Source organism: Nocardia brasiliensis NBRC 14402 (genome assembly GCF_000308475.2).
GTDB lineage: Bacteria > Actinomycetota > Actinomycetes > Mycobacteriales > Mycobacteriaceae > Nocardia > Nocardia brasiliensis.
The window spans coordinates 26,628-49,180 of record NZ_BAFT02000112.1 but is presented as its reverse complement, the minus strand read 5'-3'; the positions used below and the strand labels follow the sequence as shown (position 1 = coordinate 49,180).

Genomic DNA, 22,553 nt, shown 5'->3' with positions numbered 1-22,553 from the left:
AGTTCCGGTCGGCCGTTTCGGTTTTCGGCGCATCGAGCGCGAATCGACCCGGCCCGTCCGGGCTTTCGCGCGGGTGGGCCGGGTGTGCTTCAGCGTGCGGCCAGCGATTCGCCGATGTAGTGCATCTCGTCCGGCGTCGTCACCATGAACACGGTCGCGCTCGCGGTGGCGGTGCGCACGGTGATCCGGTTCGGCGCGAGCGGATCCTGGATCAGCGTGACGTCCGCATCGATCGGTGCGGGCGGCTCGTCCGGCGTCCGCACGTGCACGATCGTGGCACCGCCCGCGTGCGCGGTGGGCGCGATGCCGTCGAAGACCACCACGGTCGTGCTCGGGTAGGGCGCGGCGGGCAGCGGTGGCGCGGCGGGTGCGTGATAGCTGGCGCCCGCGGAGCGCGGTGCGATCGAGATGACGTGCGGCGCATCGAGATTGGTCACCATGGTGTGCCACGCGTCTGGCCGTGCGGTGTGCACGATGGCGTGCGCGCCGAGCGCGGTGGCGCGCAGGATCACCTGCTGGGCCAGGTCGAGATTGCCGACGACCTCCAGGTGCCGGGTGCCCTCGCCGACCAGCGGCACCGCGATGCCCTGGCCGAGTTCGTCGGCGCCGATCAACTGCCCGCAGCCCGCCGTCGGTACCGCGATATCGGTGAGCGCGGCGATGGTGCCGCGATAGCCGGTATCGGAGCCCCAGCGGCCGGTGGCGCCGATCGGCAAGGTGTCCAACAGGATTCGCATCTGATTGCCGGGCAGTTCGCGCAGGCCGGGCAGCGGCGGTTCGTCGGGTTCGAAGGTGGTGTCGAACCGGACGACGGCGTTGAGCACGACGGTGCCCAGGTGATCGGCCCGGGTGTCGTGCCGGTTCGCCCCGGGGCGCAGCCGCAGGGTCACCGTGGTGGACAGGCTCTGCACCGTCCAGATATCGGCGAGGCCGGACGGGGCGATCATGTCCGCGCCGATCTGGTACTGGGTGAGGTAGCGGCCTTGGTACTCCAGCGATCTCGGCGATTCGGTGAGTTGATCGACCTCGAAGCCGTGGGTGAGTTCCCGGACCGCGGTGTTCATCTCGGTGGCGGTGAGTACCGAGGTGGCGATGTCGTGCGCGGCCAGCCGGTTGGCCACCCGGCGGGTGGCGATCATCGCGGTGCGCAGCGCGCCGGTGCCGCCGCCACCGCGCTTGTCCACCGCCTCGGCGTTGGCCAGCGGGTCCAGCCGCAGCACCAGCCAGAGGGTGCGGTGCGCGATGGCGGGCAGCGGGCCGAGGATGCGGTCGTAGAGGTGCGAGATGATGCCGGTGCCCGCCGTGCGCGCCCCCGTGCTCACGATGTCCACGCTGGCCAGCGTCAGGTCGAATTGATCCAAGCAGCGGGCGATTTCGGTGAGCGGCAGCAGCTGGTCGGTGCTGAGCGAACCACGGCGCAGCAGCGTCATCGTGTCCGGCGGCGGGTCGATGCGCAGCATGGTGAGCAGCAGTTCGCCGTCCCAGCGCACGCCGTAACCGCCGCCCTCGCTGAACGGCACGTCGAAGGCGGGCGCCTGGGTGAGCTGGTCCGCGGGCCGCAGACCGCTGCGCCGGCGGGCCAGCGCGCCGCCGATCATGCCCGCCAGGGTGCGGCCGCGGATCGGAATCAGGCCGATCAGCGCGATGCCGACGCCGGTACCGAGCGCGGCCCACAGGTTCTCGCTGGTGGCGAGGACGACCCAGGCCGCCGCCGCGGCGAGCACCACCATCGGCACCACCACCCGCAAGGGATAGACACGGAAGAGCCAGAATTCGGGATCGCGCAGGGTGTCGTAGGTCGAGGTGCGGCCGGGCTCCGCCGCCGCACCGCCCTCCTGCTCGGTCGCCCCGTCGGGCCTGGTCTCGTTCACACTCGTCGTCACCGCGTAGTCCCTGTCTGCCACCCGTGCGGATACTCCGCCAGCCATGAATTCATCGGTTCAGGGCCGTCCTGGAATTACGGTACCGTGTCGATGAAGATGGTTCTCGACAGTTCGATGGAGACCTTGTGCCGGCACAGTTGACCACCCGAGCCCAGGTCAACGGGTATCGATTCCTGTTGCGCCGACTCGATCACGCGCTGGTGCGGCGCGACGTGCGGATGCTGCACGACCCCATGCGGTCTCAGGTGCGCTCGCTGTGGGTCGGTTTGGTGCTCGGCATCCTCATCATCGCCGGTGCGGCGATCCTGGGCTTCCTGCGTCCGCAGGGCGCGATCGGCGACAACCTGATCGTCTCGGGCAAGCAGAGCGGCGCACTGTACGTCGTGGTGCAGGCCGAGGACGGCAGCAAGACGCTGCATCCGGTGCTCAACCTGGCCTCGGCCCGATTGATCACGGGCAGCAATGCCGAGCCGCACGGCGTCAAGGACAGCAAGCTCAACGACATGCCGCGCGGCCCGATGGTCGGTATTCCCGGCGCGCCCAGCGCGCTGCCCGGGTCGTCGCAGGGCTCACGGTCGGCGTGGACGCTCTGCGAGACGATCGCACTGTCGCAGGGCGGCAGCGCGGCCTCGGCGACCGGTGGCACCACTACGATCATCGCGGGCAAACCGGAGCTCGGCGATCGGATCCGCACGGTCGGCGCGGACCAGGCGCTGCTGGTGAAGCGCAGCGACAAGACCTACCTCGTCTATGACGGCAAGCGGGCCGAGATCGACCCCAACAACTCGGTGCTGGTGCGCGCGCTGAATCTGTCCGCGCACCGGGCCCGCCCGATCGGTACCGGAATGCTCGGCGCGACAACGGAAGTCCCCGCGATCACGGCGCCGCAGATCCCGCAGGCGGGGCAGCCCGGGCCGGGCCCGCTGTCGAAAGTCCCAGTGGGCGGCGTCATTTCGGTCAGTGACGTCGGAGACGGCAAACCCGGCCTGTACGTGGTGCTCGCCGAGGGCCTGCAGCCGGTGAGCCCGTTCACCGCGCAGGTGATCCGGTTCGCCGACTCGCACGGGATGAGCGATATCCCGACCATGCCGCCGGACGTACTGGACCGGCTGCCGATCCTGCATTCGTTGCCGGTCAACGACTTTCCGGTGGAACCGCCGAAGATCCTGAACGCGGAGGACGCGCCGGTCACCTGTGTGGCGTGGACCAAGACGCCGGGCACGGCCCCGGCCAACCGCAAGGTGGACGCGGGCGACGGCCCGAACGAACGCGCGGCGATCACGCTGCTCGCCGGGGTCCGCGTGCCGATCGCGGAATCCGCCAAGACCGTCACGCTGGCCACCGCGGACGGGACCGGCGACCATGTGGACGCGGTGTACGTCCCGCCGGGCACCGGTGAATTCGTCCAGGTGACCGGGATGGGACCGGGCAGCCCGCGTCGCGGCAGCCTGTTCTATGTCGCCGACAACGGTGTGCGCTACGGCATCCCCGATATGGCGACCGCGCAGGTGCTCGGCCTCGGAAATACGCCACGCCTCGCGCCGTGGCCGATCATCGGCCAGATGGTGCCGGGCGCGACTTTGTCCCAGAAGGAAGCGCTCACCGCCCGCGACCAGCTCCCCCTGGAACCGCCGGGGTAATCCGGCGGCCAGGGGTCAGTCGTTGAAGCCCTTGACGTTCAGCGACGCGATGATGCCCGACAGCGCGGTGTGCATATCCGGGGCCTCGATGCGCATCAGCATCGACTCGTCGATATTGGCCAGGTCCAGTGACTCGTCGTTGGCCAACCGGAACTCGCGTTCCTCCTCGGCGGCCTCGATGACGTTGCGGATGAACCGGCCGTTACCCGCCAGGTCGACGCCGCGACGCGGCTGGCCGCTCTGGTCGGTGCTCTGCAGCGAGTAGAGCTTGGTGCAGGCGATGACGAGCAGTTCGAGCGCTTCGTCGGACAGCTCCGAGTCGCGCTTGTGCGCGATGACCTTGCCGATCTCGCCGAGTTCCTCGGGAGTGTAGGACGGGAACTGCACGCGCTTGGAAAAGCGGGACGCCAGACCGTCATTGGCGGCCAGCAGGCGATCGATCTCGCCGTCGTACCCGGCGATGATCACGACCAGCCGATCGCGGTCGTTCTCCATCCGGGCCAGCAGCGTGTCCACGGCTTCGCGGCCGAACGAGTCGCCGCCCTGCAGACCGGTCTGGATCAGCGTGTAGGCCTCATCGATGAAGAGCACGCCGTCCATCGCGCTGTCGATCAGCGCCTCGGTCTTGAGCGCGGTGCCGCCGAGGTTCTGGCTGACGAAGTCGACGCGCTTGGCCTCGACCACCTTGTCGGTCTTCAAAATGCCTACGCCGCAATAGATCTTGGCGACCACGCGGGCGATCGTGGTCTTACCGGTACCGGGCGGGCCGGTGAAGGCCAGGTGTTGACCGCGGGCGCCGGCGGCCAGGCCCTTCTCCGCGCGGATCTTCGCCATCTGCGCACTCGACTGCAGCTTGGCCACCTGGGTCTTCACCGAGGACAGGCCGATCTGGGAGTCCAGCTCCGCGCGGGCCTCGGCCAGGATCTTCTTGGCGCGGTCCTCGGTCTCGGCCTGCTCCATCTGCTTCATCGACGGCGCCGAGTTCGGATCCCATTTGTCGGTGCGGGCGTCGATCGTCTCGCGGGAGGTGACGCTGATCCGGTAGGTGCGGTCGCGCATGGCGGCGGCGTTCGCCTCGAAATCCGGGGCCTGCGAATACACCTTCTCGAACAGGCCCTGCGCGATCTCCTCGTTGCCGGATTCGCGCAGGCACAGGCCGCGGCAGAACATGGCGGTCGATCGGGCGGCCGGGATCGGGCCCACCTCGGCCTGTTCCATCCGGCGGATCGCCTCACCGAACAGCCCGAGCTGGGCGCAGGCGGTGCCGACCATGACGTGCGCGCCCGCGGCGAGATACGGATCGTCCCACTCGGCCGAACCGGCCAGCACCGCCATCACATCGGGCCAGCGCTGGGTGTTGTAGTGCAGCACGCCGCGCACGTAGGCGCAGATGCGGTTGTCGATCTCCCGGTCCGGATCGCTGAGCTGCGACTTGCGGTGCGCGTCGAGCTCGTTGAGCACGCGCTCGGCCTCGTCGTACTCCTTGTCCGCGATGAGTTGCGCGGCCCAGGCCAGCCAGATCTCGGTGTAGCTCGACAGCGGGTAGTCGATATAGAGGCCGGGCAGGAAGCGGCCGGCGAGCTCGCGGGACTGCAGGCCGAGCCTGCGCTGCTCCCGGTACAGCGTGCTGGTGCTGGTCCGGTGCATGTTGAACAAGACGTCCTTGGTGAGCTCACCCGCGGCCGCGCGACCGAGCCAGGCGTCGCACATGGTGGGGTCCCACTCGGTGGCCCGCTGAAAAGCGAGCTTCGCGTATTCGAGATCGCGCGCGGATTCCTGTCCTTCGATGGACAGTCCGAGTGACAGAATTCCGGCGTCGAAGGCTCGTTGTGCTTGGCGATTGCCGGTCATGGCTGTCTGACCCCGAAGTCTTCGTTCGTAGTGATGGGATGAGTTCTTGTGGACTCCAGACTACCGATCGCGCAGTGCCTGGTCTGTCCGTTACATTAGGTTCAGCTGCCGGGAGGTTGCAACGCAAGTGTTGTCTAGGTGAGAGTCTTAGGGTGTCGAAGTCGTTCACTCAGAAGACGTTCCACCCAGCACAGATTCACGCAGTGCAGCTGGGGCGTGAACCATCGCCAGTGGAGAGGCTGGGGGTCCGGGGTCGTTGATCGAAACACCAACCAGTGGCGCACGCGCTACTGAGCCAGAATTGAGTCGGGTATCCGTTATCGGCGGTAATACTCAGCTCGACGTCGGGCTGCCCGCGACCGTGCCGATCGCCGGATTCATCGGCGATCTGGTGGCCCTGATCGAATCTCGTAATCCCGAGCAGATCGACGCCGAGGACGATTCGGTGCCGCTGCAGGCCCAGCACTGGACGCTGGCCCGGGTCGGCCAGGAGGCCTTCGCCCCGAGCCGCACGCTCAACGACGCGGACGTGCACGACGGCGAACTGCTCGTGCTGCGCTCGGTCACCTCGAAGGAAGCCCCCGCGCTCTTCGACGACGTGATCGACGCCGTCTCCCGGCTCACCGCGGAGGAGTTCCGCAGCTGGACCGGCAACTCGGCACGGTGGACCGGCCTGGTCACCTCGGTGCTGACGGTGCTCACCGTCCTGCTGATGCTGGCGAACGCACGCGGGCACGGCGATCCACTCGCCCCCGCGTTCATCCTGACCGCCGCAGGCATCGGCGCCTTCGTCGCGGCCGGCTTCGCCGCCCGCAAGTATTTGGACCCGATCACCGCCACCTGGCTGTCACTGGACGGGCTGTTACTGGTGTTCGGTGGCGGCGCGCTGTTCGTGCCGGGTGCGCTGGGGAGTGCGCATCTGCTGCTCGGCTGTTCGCTGACCCTGGTGGCCGCGGTGCTCGGATACCGGGTGATCGGCACGGGCGCCACCCTGTTCTCCGCCGCGGCCGCGGTCAGCGTGATCGCGGGCGGGTCGGCGGCGGTGTATCTGGTCTGGCATCCCGGTCTGCCGAAGCTCTCGGCCGGTCTGGTGGTGGTCGGTATTGCGCTGCTGTCGATGGTGCCGCGGCTCGCCGCGGGCCTGGCCCGGCTGCCGATCCCGCCGGTGCCGACCGCGGGCGCGGCGATCGATCCGGCCGATCACGAGCCGCGCCCGACCATCGAGGGCATCGGCGCGATCGGCGCCACCGCGCTGCCGTCGGCGGCCGGTCTCGGCGAGCGGGCCCGCGCGGCCAACCAGTACCAGTCCGGCCTGATCATCGCGTGCACACTGAGCGCGGTGATCGGCGCGTTCGGTGCGGCCGACCCGTTGGGCTCGGCGCGTTGGCAGGGCGTCACCCTCGCCGTCGTCACCGCGATCATCCTGTGCCTGCGCGGCCGCTCCTTCGCCGATCTCACGCAGGCCGCGACCCTGATCGCGGGTGGCTGCCTGACCTTCGTCGCGCTGATCGTCGGCGCGGCCGTCGGCGACACGGACCTGGAACTGCTCGTGGTCGGTCTGCTGGTCGTGTTCGCGGCCGGCACGGTCGGCTTCGGCGTGATCGGACCGCATATCGAAGTCACGCCGGTGACCAGGCGGATGATCGAGATCTTCGAGTACATGCTGATCATCTCGTTGATTCCGCTGGTGTTGTGGATCATGAACGTCTACTCGATGGCCAGAAACATATGAGCGCAGGGAAGCATGAGACGTAGGGCCTTCCGCCGCAGCCTGCTGCGGATGGCCAGTGTCGCCGCAGTGATCGGCGTGGTGAGCCTGCCCACGCCGCCCGCTTTCGCGATCTCACCACCCGTCATCGATCCGGGTGCGCTCGGTATCGCGCAGGCCCTCAGCGGCCGTCCCGCCCCGCTGGAACCCACCGAGCAGCGGGATCTGTGCGCCGAACCCGCGCTCACCGGCGCCCCGCCGAACGAGCCGCCGATCTCGCAGCGGGTGCTCGAACTGCCGGCCGCCTGGCAGTTCAGCCGGGGCGCGGGACAGAAGGTCGCGGTGATCGATACCGGGGTGAACCGGCACCCGCGGCTGCCCGCCCTGCAGCCCGGCGGCGACTACGTCTCCGATACCGACGGCACCGTCGACTGCGACGGACACGGCACACTGGTGGCCGGAATCATTGCGGCGCAGCCGAATCCGGGTGACGCCTTCACCGGCGTCGCGCCCGACGCCGAGATTCTCTCCATCCGTCAGCTCAGCCTGGCGTACGAGAAGAAGGACCGCGGCGGTGACCGGCCGCCCGGCACCATCCGCGCCGACGGTTACGGCAGCGTGCTCACCCTGGCCGCGGCGGTGGTCCGCGCGGTCGACCTCGGCGCCACTGTCATCAACATCTCCGAAGTCGCTTGCAGCCCAGCCGGTTCTGATCCCGCCGACTCCTCGCTCGGCGCCGCGGTGAAGTACGCCTACGACCGCAACGTGGTGGTGGTGGTCGCCGCGGGCAACGTGGAGTCCGACGGGCCGTGCAAGACCCAGAACGAGGGCACGGGGTGGGGTGCGGTCAACACCATCGCCAGCCCCGCGTGGTTCTCCCGATACGCGCTCGCGGTGGGTTCGGTGGACGCCGACGGCAAACCGTCGGATCTGTCACTGCACGGCCCGTGGGTCGGCGTTGCCGCGATCGGGCGCAACATCGTGTCGCTGGACAGCAAGCCGGGCGGCGTCGGGCTGGTGAACGGCGTGCAGACCAGCGAGGGCATCCGTCCGGTGGACGGCACCAGTTTCGCCTCGCCCTACGTCGCCGGGCTGGCCGCCCTGGTGCGGTCCCGGTTCCCGAATCTGGACGCACAGGGCGTGATGGACCGGATCACCCGCACCGCGCAGTCGCCGGGCACCGGCCGTGACGACGCGATCGGCGCCGGGCTGATCGATCCGCTCGCCGCGCTGACCGCGCAGCTGCCCGAGCGGCCGGTGAGTGCCGGCGCCGACGTGTCCCGCGCGATCGCCGCCCCGGTCATCCCGCCTGGGCCGGATCCGCGCCCGCGCCGGATCGCGGTGATCGGTTCGCTGGTCTGCCTGAGCGCGCTCGGCATCGGTATCGCGGTGGCGATTCCGTACCGGCGCAGACGCAAGGAGATCGAAGCCGAATACGACCCGTAGCGGTAGGCCCCGCGCCGACCGCCGACAGCTCGACCGATCGAAGGAATCATGGCTACCGAAGGTTTCGTACGACGCCCCAGGATAGCGCCGCCCCGCGCACCCGGCGGGGAGGTGGCGCTCACCCCGCCACCGGAGGTCACCCGCGCGCTGCCCGCGCCGCTGATGATGAAGCTGATGCCCGTCGTCATGGTGGTCGCGGTGATCGGCATGATCGCGATGATGGCCATGATGGGTCGCAACCTGCTGGCCAACCCGCTGTCCATGATGTTCCCGATGATGATGCTGATGTCGATGGTCGGCATGATGGCGGGCTTCCGCGGCGGCACGGGCAAGCGCGCGGTCGAGCTGAACGAGGAACGCAAGGACTACTTCCGGTACCTGGACCAGGTGCGAAAAGATGTGCGGCGCACCGGAAACAAGCAGCTGGAGACGCTGGTCTGGAGCCACCCCGAACCCGCCGACCTGCCGTCGCTGATCGGCACCCGGCGGATGTGGGAGCGCAGGCCCAACGATCCCGATTTCGGTCACGTCCGGGTCGGCATGGGCAGCCACCGGCTCGCCACCAAGCTGGCGCGGCCCGAGACCGGCCCGCTGGAGGACCTGGAGCCGGTCTCGACGGTCGCGCTGCGCCGGTTCGTGCGCACTCACTCCGTGGTGCACGGCCTGCCGACCGCGGTGTCGCTGCGCGCCTTCCCGGCGATCAACATCAGCGGCTCGCCCGAGGACTCCCGCATGCTGGTGCGGTCCATGCTGATGGAACTGGTCACCTTCCACGGCCCCGACCACCTCGCCGTCGCCATCGTCTGCGCGGATCCGGACGGAGCCTGGGGCTGGGCGAAATGGCTTCCGCACCTGCAACATCCGACCCAGCGCGACGGCATGGGTTCGGCCCGCATGATGTACACCTCGCTGGGCGAGCTGGAAACCGCGCTGGCCGCCGAGCTGATGGAGCGGGGGCGCTTCATGCGCAATCCGCAACCGACCCAGGGGCGCCTGCACCTGGTGGTGATCATCGATGACGGCTATGTCAACGGCAACGAACGACTGATCAGCGAGTCCGGTCTGGACTCGGTGACCGTGCTCGATCTGACCGCGCCCGAGGGCGGGCTCGCGGCCCGGCGCGGGCTGCAACTGATCGCCTCGGACGGCGACGTGTCCGCGCGCAGCGCGGCGGGCGTCGAGAAGTTCGCCACCGCCGACGTGGTGAGTTCGGCAGAGGCCGAAGCCTTTTCCCGCACCCTCTCGCGGTATCGGCTGGCCACCGCGGCGCAGATCGTCAGCCTCGGCGAAGGCTCGACCGCCGATCCCGGACTGATGGCCCTGTTGAAGATCCCGGACGCGGCGCAGATCGACCCGGCCCGGGTGTGGCGACCGCGCACCGCGCGCGAGCGGTTGCGCGTGCCGATCGGCATCACCCCCGACGGCACGCCGGTGGAGATCGACATCAAGGAATCGGCCGAGAACGGTATGGGCCCGCACGGCCTGTGCATCGGCGCCACCGGCTCCGGTAAGTCGGAATTCCTGCGCACCCTGGTGCTTTCGCTGGTCACCACGCACTCGCCGGACGCGCTGAACCTGGTGCTCGTCGACTTCAAGGGTGGCGCGACCTTCCTCGGCTTGGATTCGCTGCCGCACGTCGCTGCGGTGATCACCAACCTCGAAGAGGAACTCTCGCTCGTCGACCGTATGAAAGACGCACTGGCCGGTGAAATGAACCGGCGCCAGGAGCTGCTGCGCTCGGCGGGCAACTACGCCAACGTCACCGACTACGAAAAGGCCCGCGCCGCAGGCGTTCCGCTCGACCCGCTACCTGCGCTGTTCGTCGTGGTCGACGAGTTCTCCGAATTGCTCTCGCAGAAGCCGGACTTCGCGGAACTGTTCGTGATGATCGGCCGGCTCGGCCGCTCGCTGCACGTGCACCTGCTGCTGGCCTCGCAGCGGCTGGAGGAGAACAAGCTGCGCGGCCTGGAATCGCACCTGTCGTACCGGATCGGTCTGCGCACCTTCTCGGCCAACGAATCCCGTGCGGTGCTCGGCATCACCGACGCCTACCACCTGCCCAGCGTGCCCGGCGCGGGCTATCTGAAGAGCGATGCGTCGGATCCGTTGCGGTTCAACGCGAGTTACGTGTCCGGCCCCTACGTCGCACCGCAGGGCACGGTCACCGGTGAGGACGGCACCCCGGTCGGCGGCCAGCGACTCGCGCTGTTCACCGCGGCGCCGGTGGAGATGCCCGCGCCGTCCGAGGAAGAAGAAGCCTCGCCGCTGGATCTGCCGCCGTCGCCGACGAACCCGATGCTCGAATTGCCGCCGCCGCCTTCGGCACTCGGCCTGCCCGGCGCTCCGGGCAGCGACGAGGGAATTCCGGATTCGCTGCTCGACGTCGTCGTGAAACGGCTGACCGGGCACGGTCGTCCGGCGCACGAAGTGTGGCTGCCGCCGCTGGACGAATCCCCGACGGTCGACATGCTGCTGCCAGACCCGGACTGGCGCTCGCCGGTCAACCGGCACGGCCAGCTGTGGATGCCGATCGGCGTGATCGACAAGCCGTACGAGCAGCGTCGTGACGTGCTGACCATCAGTTTGGCCGGCGCGCAGGGCAATGTCGCGGTCGTCGGTGGTCCACAGTCGGGCAAGTCGACCACGCTGCGCGCGATCATCATGGCCGCCGCCGCGACGCACACGCCGCAGCACGTCCAGTTCTACTGCCTGGACTTCGGCGGCGGCAGCATGGCGGGCCTGGTCGGCCTGCCGCATGTCGGCTCGGTGGCCGGTCGGCTCGACAGCGACCGGGTCCGGCGCACCATCGCCGAACTCACCTCGCTGATGCGGCAACGCGAGGAACGGTTCGCCGAACTCGGGATCGAGTCGATGGCCGAGTTCCGGCGGCGCAAGTTCGCCGCGGCCGCGCATGTACCGGAGGGCGCGGCGTCCTCCGGTAATCCGCTGGCGGACGACCGATTCGGCGACGTCTTCCTGGTGATCGACGGCTGGGCCGTGATCCGCGAAGAGTTCGACGTGCTGGAATCGCAGATCAATGCCATTGCGGCGCAAGGCCTGTCCTACGGCATCCACGTGATCATCGGTGCGTCCCGCTGGGCCGAGATTCGGCCGGTGGTCAAGGACCAGATCGGCACCAGGCTGGAGCTGCGCCTCGGCGACCCGACCGACTCGGAGATGGGGCGGCGCACCGCTTTCCAGGTTCCGGTCGGTCGCCCCGGCCGCGGTCTCACACCTGAACAGCTGCATATGCTCATCGCCCTGCCGCGCTTGGATTCCGACTCCGATCCGTCCACCCTGGCCGACGGCGTCTCCCGGGCCCGGCAGGAACTCGCGGAGCTGCACGCGGGCCGGCACGCGCCCGAGGTGCGCATGCTGCCGATGCAGTTCAGCCGCGACGAACTGCTCGCCACCACGCGCGCACAGGGGATCGAACTCAGCCCCACCAAGGTGGTCGTCGGACTCGGCGAATCCGAATTGCAGCCGCTGGTCCTCGATTTCCAGACCGAGCCGCATTTCATGGCGTTCGCCGACGTGGAATCGGGCAAGACCACGCTGCTGCGCAACATCGTGATGGGCGTGGTGGAGAACTCGGATCCCGAGCAGGCCAAGATCATCATGATCGACTACCGGCGCACCATGCTCGGCGTGGTCGAGGGCGAGCACCTCGCCGGCTACTCCACCTCGTCGCAGACCTGCGGTCCGATGATCCAGGAGGTCGCGGAGTTCCTGTCCAAGCGCATCCCGGGCTCCGACATCACCCCCCAGCAGCTGCGAGACCGCAGCTGGTGGGAGGGCCCGGAGATCTACATCGTGGTCGACGACTACGACATGGTGGCGACCGGCGGTATCAATCCCTTTGCGCCGCTGATCGAATACATGCCGCAGGCCCGCGATATCGGCATGCACTTCGTGGTCACCCGGCGCATGGGCGGCGTCTCCCGCGCGCTGTACGACCCGATCATCGGCGGCCTGAAGAACATGTCGGTGGACACGCTGATCATGAGCGGCTCCCGGGACGAGGGCAAGATCATCGGTGAGATCCGCCCGAGCAAACTCCCACCGGGCCGCGGCACGCTGGCCTCGCGCAGCAAGGGGCAGGAGATGGTGCAGATCGCGTATCTGCCGCCGGTGTAAGCACTTCCGGTACTCCCTTGGGCCGGGCGCGGTTGCCGCACCCGGTCAGAGGTCGGATGGCGCGCGGTCGATCAGCCGCGCGCCCAGGAGATCTCGGGTTGCGCCGGGTCGAAATCCCAGCTGTCCGTGCGGCGTTCGAACAGCGCCCGGGACGGTCCGGTGGCGATCGGGCCGGCGATGCGGGCCAGCCGGAAGCCCGCACGGCGGTAGTAGTCGTGCAGTTCGGTGTTGGTGGTCCAGGCGTCGAGCCGGACCCATTCGCGTTCCTGTTGGCGCGCAATGGCTCCCGCGTGCGCCAGCAGTCGATGGCCGAGGCGCTGGCCCGCGAATCGCAGATCCACGATCATGAAGTGGACCACGACCGCGTCGGCTAGTTCCCACGGCGACCACAACCCCGGGTCGGCGCGATGGTTGATGGTGATGGTCGCTGCGGGCTCACCCGCGACCTCGGCGATCCAGGTCTCGCCCGCGTCGAGCGAACGTCCCACCGCCCGCGCGAAGATCTCGATCGGCAGCCCGCGCCCGGCCACCGTCCACTGGTCCGAACCCTGCGCGGTCAACCACGCGGTGCGTTGCACGCGTAGTCGGCAGATCACGCCCAGGTCCCCGATTGTCGCGCGGCGTAGAACGGTACTCATGGCAACGCGATACCCGGCCCGAACGGCACACCGAGGGTGCGCCCGATGACTGCCATGCCCTCGGCGTCGCCCAATTGATAGGCCAGCCGGTTGCTCGATGCGATGGAGCGGTGCCGGGTGGCCCGGGTGACCCGCTCGTGATTGGCGCCGATCCGCAAGTGGTCCAGCAGGATCGTGCCGGTCGCCACGCCGAGCACGGTCGCCTCCTCCGCGCTCGCCGGCCGCGCCGTCAGGGTGTCGCGGTGGGCCGTCTCGGCCTGACCGCGTTCGGCGAGCCTGCGGGTGGTGCCCTCCGGGATGTCGTGCGGCGAGTCGATTCCGGTGGCCTCGGCCAGATCTCGCGGATAGAAGCTGACCTCCCAGGACCACGGCTCGTTGTCGAGGTACTGGACGACCGTCCTGGCCAGCACCCAGGAGTCCTCCGGCACGCCGAGCCACAACGCGACCTCGGGGCCCGCGGGTTCCATCTTCGCGCTGAACTCCTTGGACGGCACGCGGTTCGCGGCCCGCGCGATCTCCTCGAAGATGTCGTGGCCCGCCCGCGGCCGATCCTGTCGGATATGGTCGGTGACAACTGATTCCAGAACTTCCTGGTTTCGCACGATGGTGCCGCGGGAAGTCGCTGTATAGACCAGATTTTCGGTGACAAGCACCTGAATCGCGTTACGAGCGGTCGTGAGTGAGACCTGCATGTGTTCGGCCAGCTCCGTGTGGCTGGGCAACCGATCACCCGGTTTCCACTTGCCTGCGCGGATCTCCTCGCGGAGGAGGTCTGCGATCCGGTGATACGTCGGACCGTCCGCCATCTTGCTCCTCGGTTGGTCGTGCAGGTAACGAAGTGTACTCTTCGTGACTTCCTACGGCCCGGTAACGCTTGACAGGTGCCTTCAGAGGTTTATTGTAATGAACGTCCTGATCCGGTGTTGTGCGGCGATGACGGCGAGGCAACGTGGCAGGTTCGGATACAACGGTCGTAATGGCTCTTCCCGGCACACTGCGGTGCGCCGATTCGGTGGTGCAGTCCCCGGCTTCCGGGCTACTTCCCACCTCTGATCTACTCGTTCGGGCGTGTCGCGGCCATCGCGTCGTCGGCGGCCCGCTGCTCTGGTTCGCCCGCGATCTCGCGGTGCTGCACGAGCGGCGGCTGGTCGGCCGAGGTGGTTCGGTGGACACCGATCCCGTGGTGGTTCTCGAAATCGAGCGCCGCAGAGTCGAATTGGTGATGGCGATCGACGATTGGGTCGCGCGCAGCGTGCCCCAGCATCGACTCGGCGCCACCCTGCACACCGAAACCGTCGGCGCGGTCATCGACCGGCTCGCCGAATCCTCGGTGCGGGCCCACCACGCGCTGATGACTCTGGACGCGCACGACGAAAGACTGCACGGCGCTTGGCATCACCTCGCCGAGCTCGCCGACGCTTACGACGATCTGGTGCGCGACATCAGCGCAGGCAGGCGTCGACTCCCCGAGTGGTAGACCCGGTCCACAGAGTGTGCGGACGCTCCACAGCACCGGTAACCGCTGTGCTGCGCTCGGAAACTCTGTGGGGCTGACGTTTTCCCGGGCGATCGCCGAGAGTGCGTGCGCCGCGCCACCGTTTCGCGGTGCCGGTGTCCGGAAGCTCTGCGCGCGTAGTGCATTCACCACCGCGCCGCGCAGCGAGGAGCTGGCTGCGGGTGCTCGGAACTCTGGAACGGTGCAGCCGGGCGGTGGAGCGGCTGCACAGAGTGTGCGGACGCTCTACAGCAGCTGTAGCCGCGGTGCTGCGCTCGGAAACTCTGTGGGCTGAAGGATTTCCGGGCGACCACCGGCTTGCGCGCACGGCGAGTGTCGTTGCTGTGCGGTGCGCGCAAACCCTGGTTTCAGGAGTGGTAGCGGCGGTGGTCGGTGGCGAAGTCGTCGGCGATGGTGGCGGCGAGTTCGACGTAGGCGCGCTTGGTGTGCTTGTGCAGGCGGTGCAGGTCGATCTCGGCGCCCTCGGACATGTGCGGGTCGAACGGGATGATGTGCACCGCCCGGCAGCGGGACAGGAAGTACTCGCGCAGTTGCTGCACACCGACATTCGGCGAGCCCGCGCGGGGTGAGTTGATCACCACCACGGCGTTGCGCACCAGATGGTCGTGCCCGTGCAGCGACAGCCAGTCCAAAGTCGCTGCGGCGCTGCGAGCCCCGTCGATGGCGGGGGAGGAGATCAGCACCAGCGAGTGCGCCAGATCGAGCACGCCCGACATCGCCGAGTGCATGAGCCCGGTGCCGCAGTCGGTCAGAATGATGTTGTAGAAGCGCTGCAGGATCCGTGCGACCGCCCGGTACTCCTCCTCGCTGAACGCCTCCGACGCCGCCGGATCGCGTTCACTGGCAAGCACTTCCAACCGGCTGGTGGCCTGCGAGGTGTGCCTGCGGACATCCGAGTATCGCTGAATGGACGGGTCGAGCAGCAGGTCACGCACGGTGGACCTGGTCTGCAGCGGCACCCGCTGCGACAGCGTGCCGAAGTCGGGGTTGGCGTCCACCGCGATCACCCGATCGCCGCGAATCGAGGCGAAGATCGAGCCGATACCCATTGTCGTGGTGGTCTTTCCGACGCCGCCCTTCAGCGACAGCGTCGCGATCCGGTAGTCACCGCGCACCGGCTGCCGGATCCGCGCGACGAGTTCCTGCAACCGCAGTTCCTCGGCGGACAGCCCCGGATTGATCGCACCGCCGGACACGTGATGCACGGCCTTACGCCAGCCGCTACCCGGTGACTTCTTGGCGCGCCGCATCGGCACATCGTCGAGCGAGGGCGGTGGGCCCGGCTGATACGGCCCACCCGGCACGACCGGGCCGGGCTGCCGTCCCCACTGCCCGGGCATGGCCGGTGGCGGGGCGGGCGCGATACCGCCTGGCGGCGGACCGCCCATGTGCGGGCCCGTGTAGCCGCCCGGCGGTCCCTCGACCGGCGGGGGTCCGGACTGCTGGCTTTGCGGTGGGCCCTGTTGCGGTCCCGATGTCTGGCCGCCCGCCAAAGGTGCGGGGCGCCCGACGGTTTCGTCGGCCCAGGTCGGCGCTGCGGCATTGCGCCACGGCTCGTTCGGCGCCGGCGCGCCCAGTTCGTCGCTGCTCGGTGCCTGGCCGCCGGTCGCGGGGGCCGCGTAGCCGGACGGACCGGTCTGGTGGGGGCCGGTTTGCGGCGGGGCCGATTGCTGCTGTGCGGCCGGTGGCTGGTTGGCCTCGTCGGTCGGCATCGCTTCAGCGGGCAGCCGGTGCCGTCCGCTGGTGCTCGGTCGAGCGGTCTCGGCACCGGACGACGGCACCCAGCTGGGTGTTTGGCGGCCGCTATCGCGTTGCGGTGGACCGGATTCCGGGCGTTCGGTGACACCGGGCGGCGGCCCGGTCACCCAGTTGGGCCCGGGCATTCCGTTCGGGCCCGGTACCTCGGCGGCCGGTGCCTGCGGTGCGGTGTGGTGCGGCATGGGCACACCGAGCGGACCGCTCTCCGCGGGAACCGGGCCGGGCGCGCGGCTCTGGTCCAGTGGACCGGGGCGATCCGGCGAGGTGGCCTGGCCCGGTCGGCGCTCGGCCACGGACCCGGTGTCGATCGGTCCGGTGCGTGCCGGGTCGGCGGCTCCCTGTTCGGCGCCTTCGGCGAATTCTCCAGGGGGCGGCGGAAGTTCCGGCCGCCTGCTCGCCTGTTCGGCCTGTTTCGCGGCCTGCTCATCGGCGACCGTCGCGGCCAGCCACGGCGGCGGGCCGTCTGTTCCCAGCGGTGCTTCGAAGCGGGCAGGCGGAACCTGCTCGACCGGCGCGGGTGCCGGGGCGCCTTGCGGTGCAGGAGGTTCGGGCAGCGGCGGACGCTGCGACTGCTCCGCGGTTCCTTGTTCGGACCGCGGCCCGGCCAGCCACGGCGGCGGGCCGTCGGGCTCCGCCGGCGCGTGCCGGTCGAACGGCCCCGGTGCGCTACCGGACGAGGTGGGCGCCTCCGGAAGAGGCGGCCGCGCAGGGCTTTCGGGCGAGTGCCGATCCGCGGCGGACTGCGGGCCACGTGTCGAAGCCTGCGGCGGAGCGTCGGGGAGCGCGGGTCGCTCGGTCGAGCCTTGCGGGGCGCGTGTCGGTGCGTCCGGAGTCGCCGGTCGCTCGGCCGAGCCCTGCGGCGGTGCATCGGGGAGCGCGGGACGCTCGGCCGAACCCTGTGGGGCGCGTGTCGGCGCGTCCGGAATCGCAGGTCGCACAGCCGAAGCCTGCGGCGGTGCATCGGGGCGTGCAGGTCGCTCGGTCGAGCCTTGCGGGGCGCGTGTCGGCGCGTCCGGAATCGCCGGTCGCTCGGCCGAGCCCTGCGGTGGTGCGTCGGGGAGCGTGGGACGCTCGGTCGAACCTTGCGGGGCGCGCGTCGGTGCGTCCGGAAGTGGGGGTCGCTCGGCGGCGGCCTGCGGGGTTCGCGGATCGGCGTCGGGACCTGCGGTCCATTGGGCCGGTGCCTGTGGCGGGCGCGCCGGACCTTGCTGTGCGGCGTCTGGGTTCGCGGTCCATTCGGCCGGTGCTTGCGGGGCGCGAGCCGCACTCTGTTGTGCGGCGTCCGGGCTTGCGGTCCATTGGTCCGGTGCTTGCGGGGCGCGAGCCGGACCCTGCTGTGCGGTGTCGGGGTTCGCGGTCCATTGGGCGGGAGCCTGCGGGGTGCGCGCCGGCGGGGCGTCCGGGAGCGGGGGACGTTCGGGAGCCTGCGTCGACGACTGCGGGGCGTCCGGGAGAGACGGGGGCGGCGGCAGATCGGGGCGGCCGGACTGCGGGCGCGCAGGCAACTCGCTCGACTGCGGTGCATCGGTACCCGAGCGTCGGCCGAGCGGCTGGAAACCCGCCGGCGGCGGGCCGGGGTTACGGGTGGGCAGACCCTGCGGGGGCGCCTCGGTGCGCTGCGGCGGCGCGGGCGGGGCCGCTTCCTCCCGCGGCGGGACATAGGCGTCCAGACCCTGCTGCCGCCACGGGTCTTCCCGCGGGACATCGGGGTGCGGTGCGTCCGGTCGGCGCGGGGCCACCTCGTTCGGTAGCTGCTGCGCGGCAGGCTGCTCTTCGTGCTTGTCGCGCCGCCAGCCCTTCCGGCGCTTACCGGGCGCGGCATCGGGGCGATCGCCTTCAGGCGCGCGCTTGAAACGGCCGCGGCCGCGGCTCGGCGCCTCTTCGATCAGATCGTCGGCAGGCAGGTTCTGTACCGGAGCCTCATAACCGACCTGGGTGACATCACTCTCGGACAGCCACGGCGGCAACATGGGCAGGCCGTCATTATTCCTACTCACGACTGGACCTCGCGGACGCTCGGTACCGTCGCTCCCATGGACGCTGTGGGCTCGGTGTTCCTTGTCGGCGCTGCGCATGGGGTTCGCTCGCTGCGCTCGCTCACGGATCCCCCTCGATCTGCTCGACCCTTAATACCTGGACAGCGGTCAGTTTACGCGAAGCCCGGACACCGCCGCGGCGCAGGAGGCCAGGGGGTCGCGGGACTGGTTTCCCGGTTCTGATCGGGGCGAAAAGGCTACCCGGACCCAGCTAGGTTCAACCCCGAAAGCGTGCTCGGGGCGAGGCATTTTTGCCGGAACCAACCGGTACCGGTAAGCTGGAGCGGCGGTGCACCTATGCGCCGACTGTTTGCATGTCACCGGTCAGGTCGACCGACGGGTACATGTAAGCAGAAACAAGCCAAACAAACCAGGTTGAGCGTAACCGGGATCGCGGAGGACATGGCGAAGAAAGACGGGGCCATCGAGGTCGAGGGTCGAGTTGTCGAGCCGCTGCCCAATGCGATGTTCCGGATCGAGCTCGAGAACGGGCACAAGGTTCTCGCGCACATCAGCGGGAAGATGCGGCAGCACTACATTCGTATCCTCCCCGAGGACCGCGTGGTCGTCGAGCTTTCTCCCTACGACCTGTCGCGCGGCCGGATCGTATACCGCTATAAGTAATCGTCGCGGGTGAGGTGTGCTCGCGGAGAGCGCTCGCCGAGCCGCCGATTACTTAGTGTTCTTGTGGGGGTGCAACCCCCACGCCCCGCCCGGTGGGCTTCGCCCCCCGGACCCCCAGTCGGGTACGTACCCGACTCGGGGAGGGACCGCACCGCGGGGATCACGTTCAGCAGAGCGTGGATTTCTCGGAGTGTTGAACACAGCGGTGCGCAGTAGCACTACCTGGACTCGCCCGACAGGGCGAAATCGCCACCCGGTAGGGTGGAGCGTCGCCCTCGTGGCGATACAACAGACTTCCCCGGCCGGGTGGCCGGGGAAAAACTGTGTTCACACCTGTGTGAACCACAACAAGATTGGACGGACGTGAAGGTTCAGCCGAGCGTCAAGAAGATCTGCGAGAAGTGCAAGGTGATCCGCCGCCACGGTCGGGTCATGGTGATCTGCGACAACCTGCGCCACAAGCAGCGTCAGGGCTGATCAAACGGGGTTCGCCCCGACGATCACCAGCCGGGCACCGATCACTGATCGGCTTGGCCACAAGAAGAAGAACTCCCAGCTCCAGCCGCACGCTGCGGTATTCCGGGCTCGTCCCGGAAGGCGTGTGTGCCTACCACCGGTACGGAGGCCGGTGCCCCACACAAGACGAGGGGACGGACAGGGAGCAGACCTCCGACACAGTGAAGGAACCTGCCACATGGCACGTCTCATGGGCGTCGATCTCCCGCGTGAAAAGCGCATGGAGATCGCGCTGACCTACATCTACGGCATCGGCCGTACCCGCTCCAAGGAGATCCTCGCGGCCACCGGCGTCAGCCCGGACCTGCGCAGCAAGGACCTCAGCGACGACCAGGTGACGCAGCTGCGTGACTACATCGAGAGCTCGCCCGAGCTCAAGGTCGAAGGTGACCTGCGCCGTGAGGTGCAGGCCGATATCCGTCGCAAGATCGAGATCGGCTGCTACCAGGGTCTGCGCCACCGTCGTGGCCTGCCCGTGCGTGGCCAGCGCACCAAGACCAACGCGCGCACCCGCAAGGGCCCGAAGCGCACCGTCGCCGGCAAGAAGAAGTAGGGATAACCGATGCCTCCGAAGTCACGGGCCTCCGGCCCCAAGAAGACCCAGAAGTCGCGTCGCCGGGAAAAGAAGAACGTCCCGCACGGCCACGCGCACATCAAGAGCACGTTCAACAACACGATCGTGTCCATCACCGACCCGAACGGCAACGTCATCTCCTGGGCGTCCTCGGGTCACGTCGGCTTCAAGGGTTCGCGCAAGTCGACCCCGTTCGCCGCGCAGCTCGCCGCCGAGAACGCTGCCCGCAAGGCGCAGGAGAACGGCGTCAAGAAGGTCGACGTCTTCGTGAAGGGCCCGGGTTCGGGTCGCGAGACCGCGATCCGCTCGCTGCAGGCCGCCGGTCTGGAAGTCGGCACGATCTCCGATGTCACCCCGCAGCCGCACAACGGCTGCCGTCCGCCCAAGCGGCGTCGCGTCTAGCGGGAAAGGATAGATAACACATGGCTCGTTATACAGGCCCCATCACCCGCAAGTCGCGTCGTCTGCGTGTCGACCTCGTCGGAGGCGACCAGGCGTTCGAGCGTCGCCCCTACCCGCCCGGCCAGCACGGCCGCGCGCGGATCAAGGAGAGCGAGTACCTGCTCCAGCTGCAGGAGAAGCAGAAGGCTCGCTTCTCCTACGGCGTCATGGAGAAGCAGTTCCGCCGGTACTACGAAGAGGCCAACCGCCTCAAGGGCAAGACCGGTGACAACCTGCTTCGCCTGCTGGAGTGCCGTCTCGACAACGTCGTGTACCGCGCCGGTCTGGCGCGCACCCGTCGTCAGGCGCGTCAGCTGGTCAGCCACGGCCACTTCCTGGTGAACAACCGGGCCGTGAACGTCCCCAGCTTCCAGGTGACCCAGTACGACATCATCGATGTCAAGGAGAAGTCGCTGGGCACGCTGCCGTTCCAGGTGGCGCGCGAGACCGTCGGTGACCGCCCGGTTCCCGGCTGGCTGCAGGTCCTTCCGGGCCGGCTCCGGATCCTGGTGCACCAGCAGCCGGAACGCGCTCAGATCGATGTGCCGCTGCAGGAACAGCTGATCGTCGAGTACTACTCGAAGTAATCGGCTCTGCCGCTGTTCCCTTCCGTCGTCCTCGCGAAAGCCGGAGGACGGAAGGGAAACCCCCAGAACGAGGCGTCAAATAGCGGGCGCCCAAACAGGAGGATGATCCTAAATGCTGATTTCACAGCGTCCGACACTGACCGAAGAGGTCGTCGCCGAGAACCGCTCGAAGTTCACCATCGAACCGCTCGAGCCGGGTTTCGGTTACACCCTGGGCAATTCGCTCCGGCGTACCCTGCTGTCCTCGATCCCGGGGGCCGCGGTCACGAGCATTCGTATCGACGGCGTGCTGCACGAGTTCACCACCGTTCCCGGGGTGAAGGAGGATGTCACCGACATCATCCTGAACCTCAAGGGTCTGGTCGTGTCCTCGGAGGAGGACGAGCCGGTCACGATGTACGTGCGCAAGCAGGGCCCCGGCACCGTCACCGCCGGTGACATCGTGCCGCCGACCGGTGTCGTCGTACACAACCCGGATATGCACATCGCCACCCTGAACGACAAGGGCAAGCTGGAGATCGAGCTCGTGGTCGAGCGCGGTCGCGGCTACGTCCCGGCCGTGCAGAACAAGGCGTCGGGTGCGGAAATCGGCCGGATCCCGGTGGATTCGATCTACTCGCCGGTGCTCAAGGTGACCTACAAGGTCGAGGCCACCCGTGTCGAGCAGCGCACCGACTTCGACCGGCTCATCCTGGACGTGGAGACCAAGAACTCCATCAGCGCGCGGGACGCGCTCGCCTCGGCGGGCAAGACCCTGGTCGAGCTCTTCGGCCTGGCCCGCGAGCTGAACGTCGAAGCCGAAGGCATCGAGATCGGCCCCTCGCCGGCCGAGGCGGATCACATCGCCTCGTTCGGTCTGCCGATCGAGGACCTGGACCTCACCGTCCGGTCCTACAACTGCCTCAAGCGCGAGGGTGTGCACACGGTGGGCGAACTCGTCGCCCGCACCGAGTCGGACCTGCTGGACATCCGCAACTTCGGCCAGAAGTCCATCGACGAGGTCAAGGTCAAGCTGCACGCGCTCGGCCTCTCGCTGAAGGACAGCCCGGCGTCGTTCGACCCGTCCAGCGTGGTCGGCTACGACGCGAGCACCGGAACGTGGAGCGACAGCGGCACGTTCAGTGACACCGACGGTGGCGAGCAGGACTACGCCGAGACCGAACAGCTCTAGGCCGCCGGGGTAGGCACCCCGGCCCGG

Annotated in this window: 16 protein-coding genes; 11 read left to right on the top strand and 5 right to left on the bottom strand. The window is 68.7% G+C overall.

The window, feature by feature from the left end; genetic code table 11:
- Positions 1-89: 89 nt before the first annotated feature.
- On the bottom strand, positions 90-1,883 hold the full coding sequence (gene eccE, locus TY25_RS38635) for a type VII secretion protein EccE (RefSeq protein ID WP_226887065.1): 1,794 nt from the start codon (positions 1,881-1,883) through the stop codon (positions 90-92).
- A gap of 125 nt (positions 1,884-2,008) precedes the next feature.
- On the opposite strand from eccE, the gene eccB reads away from it, so the two are divergent.
- The gene (gene eccB / locus TY25_RS38630; protein ID WP_042265022.1) at positions 2,009-3,523 is read left to right on the top strand and encodes a type VII secretion protein EccB; all 1,515 of its coding nucleotides are present in this window, start codon (positions 2,009-2,011) and stop codon (positions 3,521-3,523) included.
- Positions 3,524-3,538: 15 nt separating this feature from the next.
- On the opposite strand, the gene eccA is transcribed toward eccB, so the two are convergent.
- The gene (gene eccA, locus TY25_RS38625; RefSeq protein WP_042265019.1) at positions 3,539-5,374 is read right to left on the bottom strand and encodes a type VII secretion AAA-ATPase EccA; all 1,836 of its coding nucleotides are present in this window, start codon (positions 5,372-5,374) and stop codon (positions 3,539-3,541) included.
- Positions 5,375-5,675: 301 nt separating this feature from the next.
- Here eccA and eccD point away from each other — a divergent pair, with 301 nt between their 5' ends.
- From eccD to TY25_RS38610, 3 genes are read left to right on the top strand one after another with little or no spacing between them, the layout of a single operon-like run.
- Positions 5,676-7,106 carry a type VII secretion integral membrane protein EccD gene (eccD, locus tag TY25_RS38620; protein ID WP_042265016.1) on the top strand — a complete coding sequence of 477 codons (1,431 nt, stop codon included), beginning with the start codon at positions 5,676-5,678 and terminating at the stop codon, positions 7,104-7,106.
- A 12-nt stretch (positions 7,107-7,118) separates the two neighbouring features.
- A complete protein-coding gene (gene mycP / locus TY25_RS38615; RefSeq protein ID WP_370466202.1) occupies positions 7,119-8,528 on the top strand; it encodes a type VII secretion-associated serine protease mycosin in 1,410 nt (469 codons plus the stop codon).
- Positions 8,529-8,576: 48 nt separating this feature from the next.
- Complete coding sequence (locus TY25_RS38610; RefSeq protein WP_042265010.1) at positions 8,577-12,665, top strand: type VII secretion protein EccC; 4,089 nt, start codon at positions 8,577-8,579, stop codon at positions 12,663-12,665.
- 71 nt (positions 12,666-12,736) lie between these two features.
- On the opposite strand, the gene TY25_RS38605 is transcribed toward TY25_RS38610, so the two are convergent.
- Complete coding sequence (locus tag TY25_RS38605; protein WP_042265009.1) at positions 12,737-13,303, bottom strand: GNAT family N-acetyltransferase; 567 nt, start codon at positions 13,301-13,303, stop codon at positions 12,737-12,739.
- The gene (locus tag TY25_RS38600; RefSeq protein WP_042265007.1) at positions 13,300-14,109 is read right to left on the bottom strand and encodes a GntR family transcriptional regulator; all 810 of its coding nucleotides are present in this window, start codon (positions 14,107-14,109) and stop codon (positions 13,300-13,302) included. The genes TY25_RS38605 and TY25_RS38600 overlap by 4 nt, the downstream gene beginning before the upstream one ends.
- A 170-nt stretch (positions 14,110-14,279) precedes the next feature.
- Between TY25_RS38600 and TY25_RS38595 the strand changes: the two genes are divergently transcribed.
- Positions 14,280-14,780: a DUF4254 domain-containing protein gene (locus tag TY25_RS38595; RefSeq protein WP_014981765.1), complete on the top strand. Its 501-nt coding sequence runs from the start codon at positions 14,280-14,282 to the stop codon at positions 14,778-14,780.
- A gap of 386 nt (positions 14,781-15,166) precedes the next feature.
- On the opposite strand, the gene TY25_RS44840 is transcribed toward TY25_RS38595, so the two are convergent.
- Positions 15,167-16,702, bottom strand: a complete 1,536-nt coding sequence (locus tag TY25_RS44840) for a MinD/ParA family ATP-binding protein (RefSeq protein ID WP_439650357.1) — start codon at positions 16,700-16,702, stop codon at positions 15,167-15,169.
- Between the two features lie 2,313 nt (positions 16,703-19,015).
- Here TY25_RS44840 and infA point away from each other — a divergent pair.
- The 6 genes from infA (at position 19,016) to TY25_RS38560 (ending at position 22,526) form a co-directional block, all read left to right on the top strand.
- Positions 19,016-19,237 (top strand): translation initiation factor IF-1, encoded by a 222-nt coding sequence (infA, locus tag TY25_RS38585; protein ID WP_003418601.1) that lies wholly within the window; start codon positions 19,016-19,018, stop codon positions 19,235-19,237.
- A 363-nt stretch (positions 19,238-19,600) separates the two neighbouring features.
- Positions 19,601-19,714 carry a 50S ribosomal protein L36 gene (rpmJ, locus tag TY25_RS38580; RefSeq protein ID WP_011207363.1) on the top strand — a complete coding sequence of 38 codons (114 nt, stop codon included), beginning with the start codon at positions 19,601-19,603 and terminating at the stop codon, positions 19,712-19,714.
- Between the two features lie 217 nt (positions 19,715-19,931).
- Positions 19,932-20,306: a 30S ribosomal protein S13 gene (gene rpsM, locus TY25_RS38575; RefSeq protein ID WP_014981767.1), complete on the top strand. Its 375-nt coding sequence runs from the start codon at positions 19,932-19,934 to the stop codon at positions 20,304-20,306.
- 9 nt (positions 20,307-20,315) lie between these two features.
- Positions 20,316-20,729 (top strand): 30S ribosomal protein S11, encoded by a 414-nt coding sequence (gene rpsK, locus TY25_RS38570; protein WP_014981768.1) that lies wholly within the window; start codon positions 20,316-20,318, stop codon positions 20,727-20,729.
- A 20-nt stretch (positions 20,730-20,749) separates the two neighbouring features.
- Positions 20,750-21,355 carry a 30S ribosomal protein S4 gene (rpsD, locus tag TY25_RS38565; protein ID WP_014981769.1) on the top strand — a complete coding sequence of 202 codons (606 nt, stop codon included), beginning with the start codon at positions 20,750-20,752 and terminating at the stop codon, positions 21,353-21,355.
- Positions 21,356-21,467: 112 nt separating this feature from the next.
- Positions 21,468-22,526, top strand: coding sequence for a DNA-directed RNA polymerase subunit alpha (locus tag TY25_RS38560; RefSeq protein ID WP_014981770.1), 1,059 nt, complete (start codon positions 21,468-21,470; stop codon positions 22,524-22,526).
- Positions 22,527-22,553: the final 27 nt, after the last annotated feature.

Excerpts from the sequence above, each read along its gene's own strand:
- eccA (WP_042265019.1), bottom strand. The coding sequence starts at position 5,374 with ATGACCGGCAATCGCCAAGCACAACGAGCCTTCGACGCCGGAATTCTG.
- mycP (WP_370466202.1), top strand. The coding sequence starts at position 7,119 with ATGAGACGTAGGGCCTTCCGCCGCAGCCTGCTGCGGATGGCCAGTGTC.
- TY25_RS38610 (WP_042265010.1), top strand. The coding sequence starts at position 8,577 with ATGGCTACCGAAGGTTTCGTACGACGCCCCAGGATAGCGCCGCCCCGC.
- TY25_RS38605 (WP_042265009.1), bottom strand. The coding sequence starts at position 13,303 with ATGAGTACCGTTCTACGCCGCGCGACAATCGGGGACCTGGGCGTGATC.
- TY25_RS38600 (WP_042265007.1), bottom strand. The coding sequence starts at position 14,109 with ATGGCGGACGGTCCGACGTATCACCGGATCGCAGACCTCCTCCGCGAG.
- TY25_RS38595 (WP_014981765.1), top strand. The coding sequence starts at position 14,280 with ATGGCTCTTCCCGGCACACTGCGGTGCGCCGATTCGGTGGTGCAGTCC.
- TY25_RS44840 (WP_439650357.1), bottom strand. The coding sequence starts at position 16,702 with ATGCCCGGGCCCAACTGGGTGACCGGGCCGCCGCCCGGTGTCACCGAA.
- infA (WP_003418601.1), top strand. The coding sequence starts at position 19,016 with ATGGCGAAGAAAGACGGGGCCATCGAGGTCGAGGGTCGAGTTGTCGAG.
- rpsM (WP_014981767.1), top strand. The coding sequence starts at position 19,932 with ATGGCACGTCTCATGGGCGTCGATCTCCCGCGTGAAAAGCGCATGGAG.
- rpsK (WP_014981768.1), top strand. The coding sequence starts at position 20,316 with ATGCCTCCGAAGTCACGGGCCTCCGGCCCCAAGAAGACCCAGAAGTCG.
- rpsD (WP_014981769.1), top strand. The coding sequence starts at position 20,750 with ATGGCTCGTTATACAGGCCCCATCACCCGCAAGTCGCGTCGTCTGCGT.
- TY25_RS38560 (WP_014981770.1), top strand. The coding sequence starts at position 21,468 with ATGCTGATTTCACAGCGTCCGACACTGACCGAAGAGGTCGTCGCCGAG.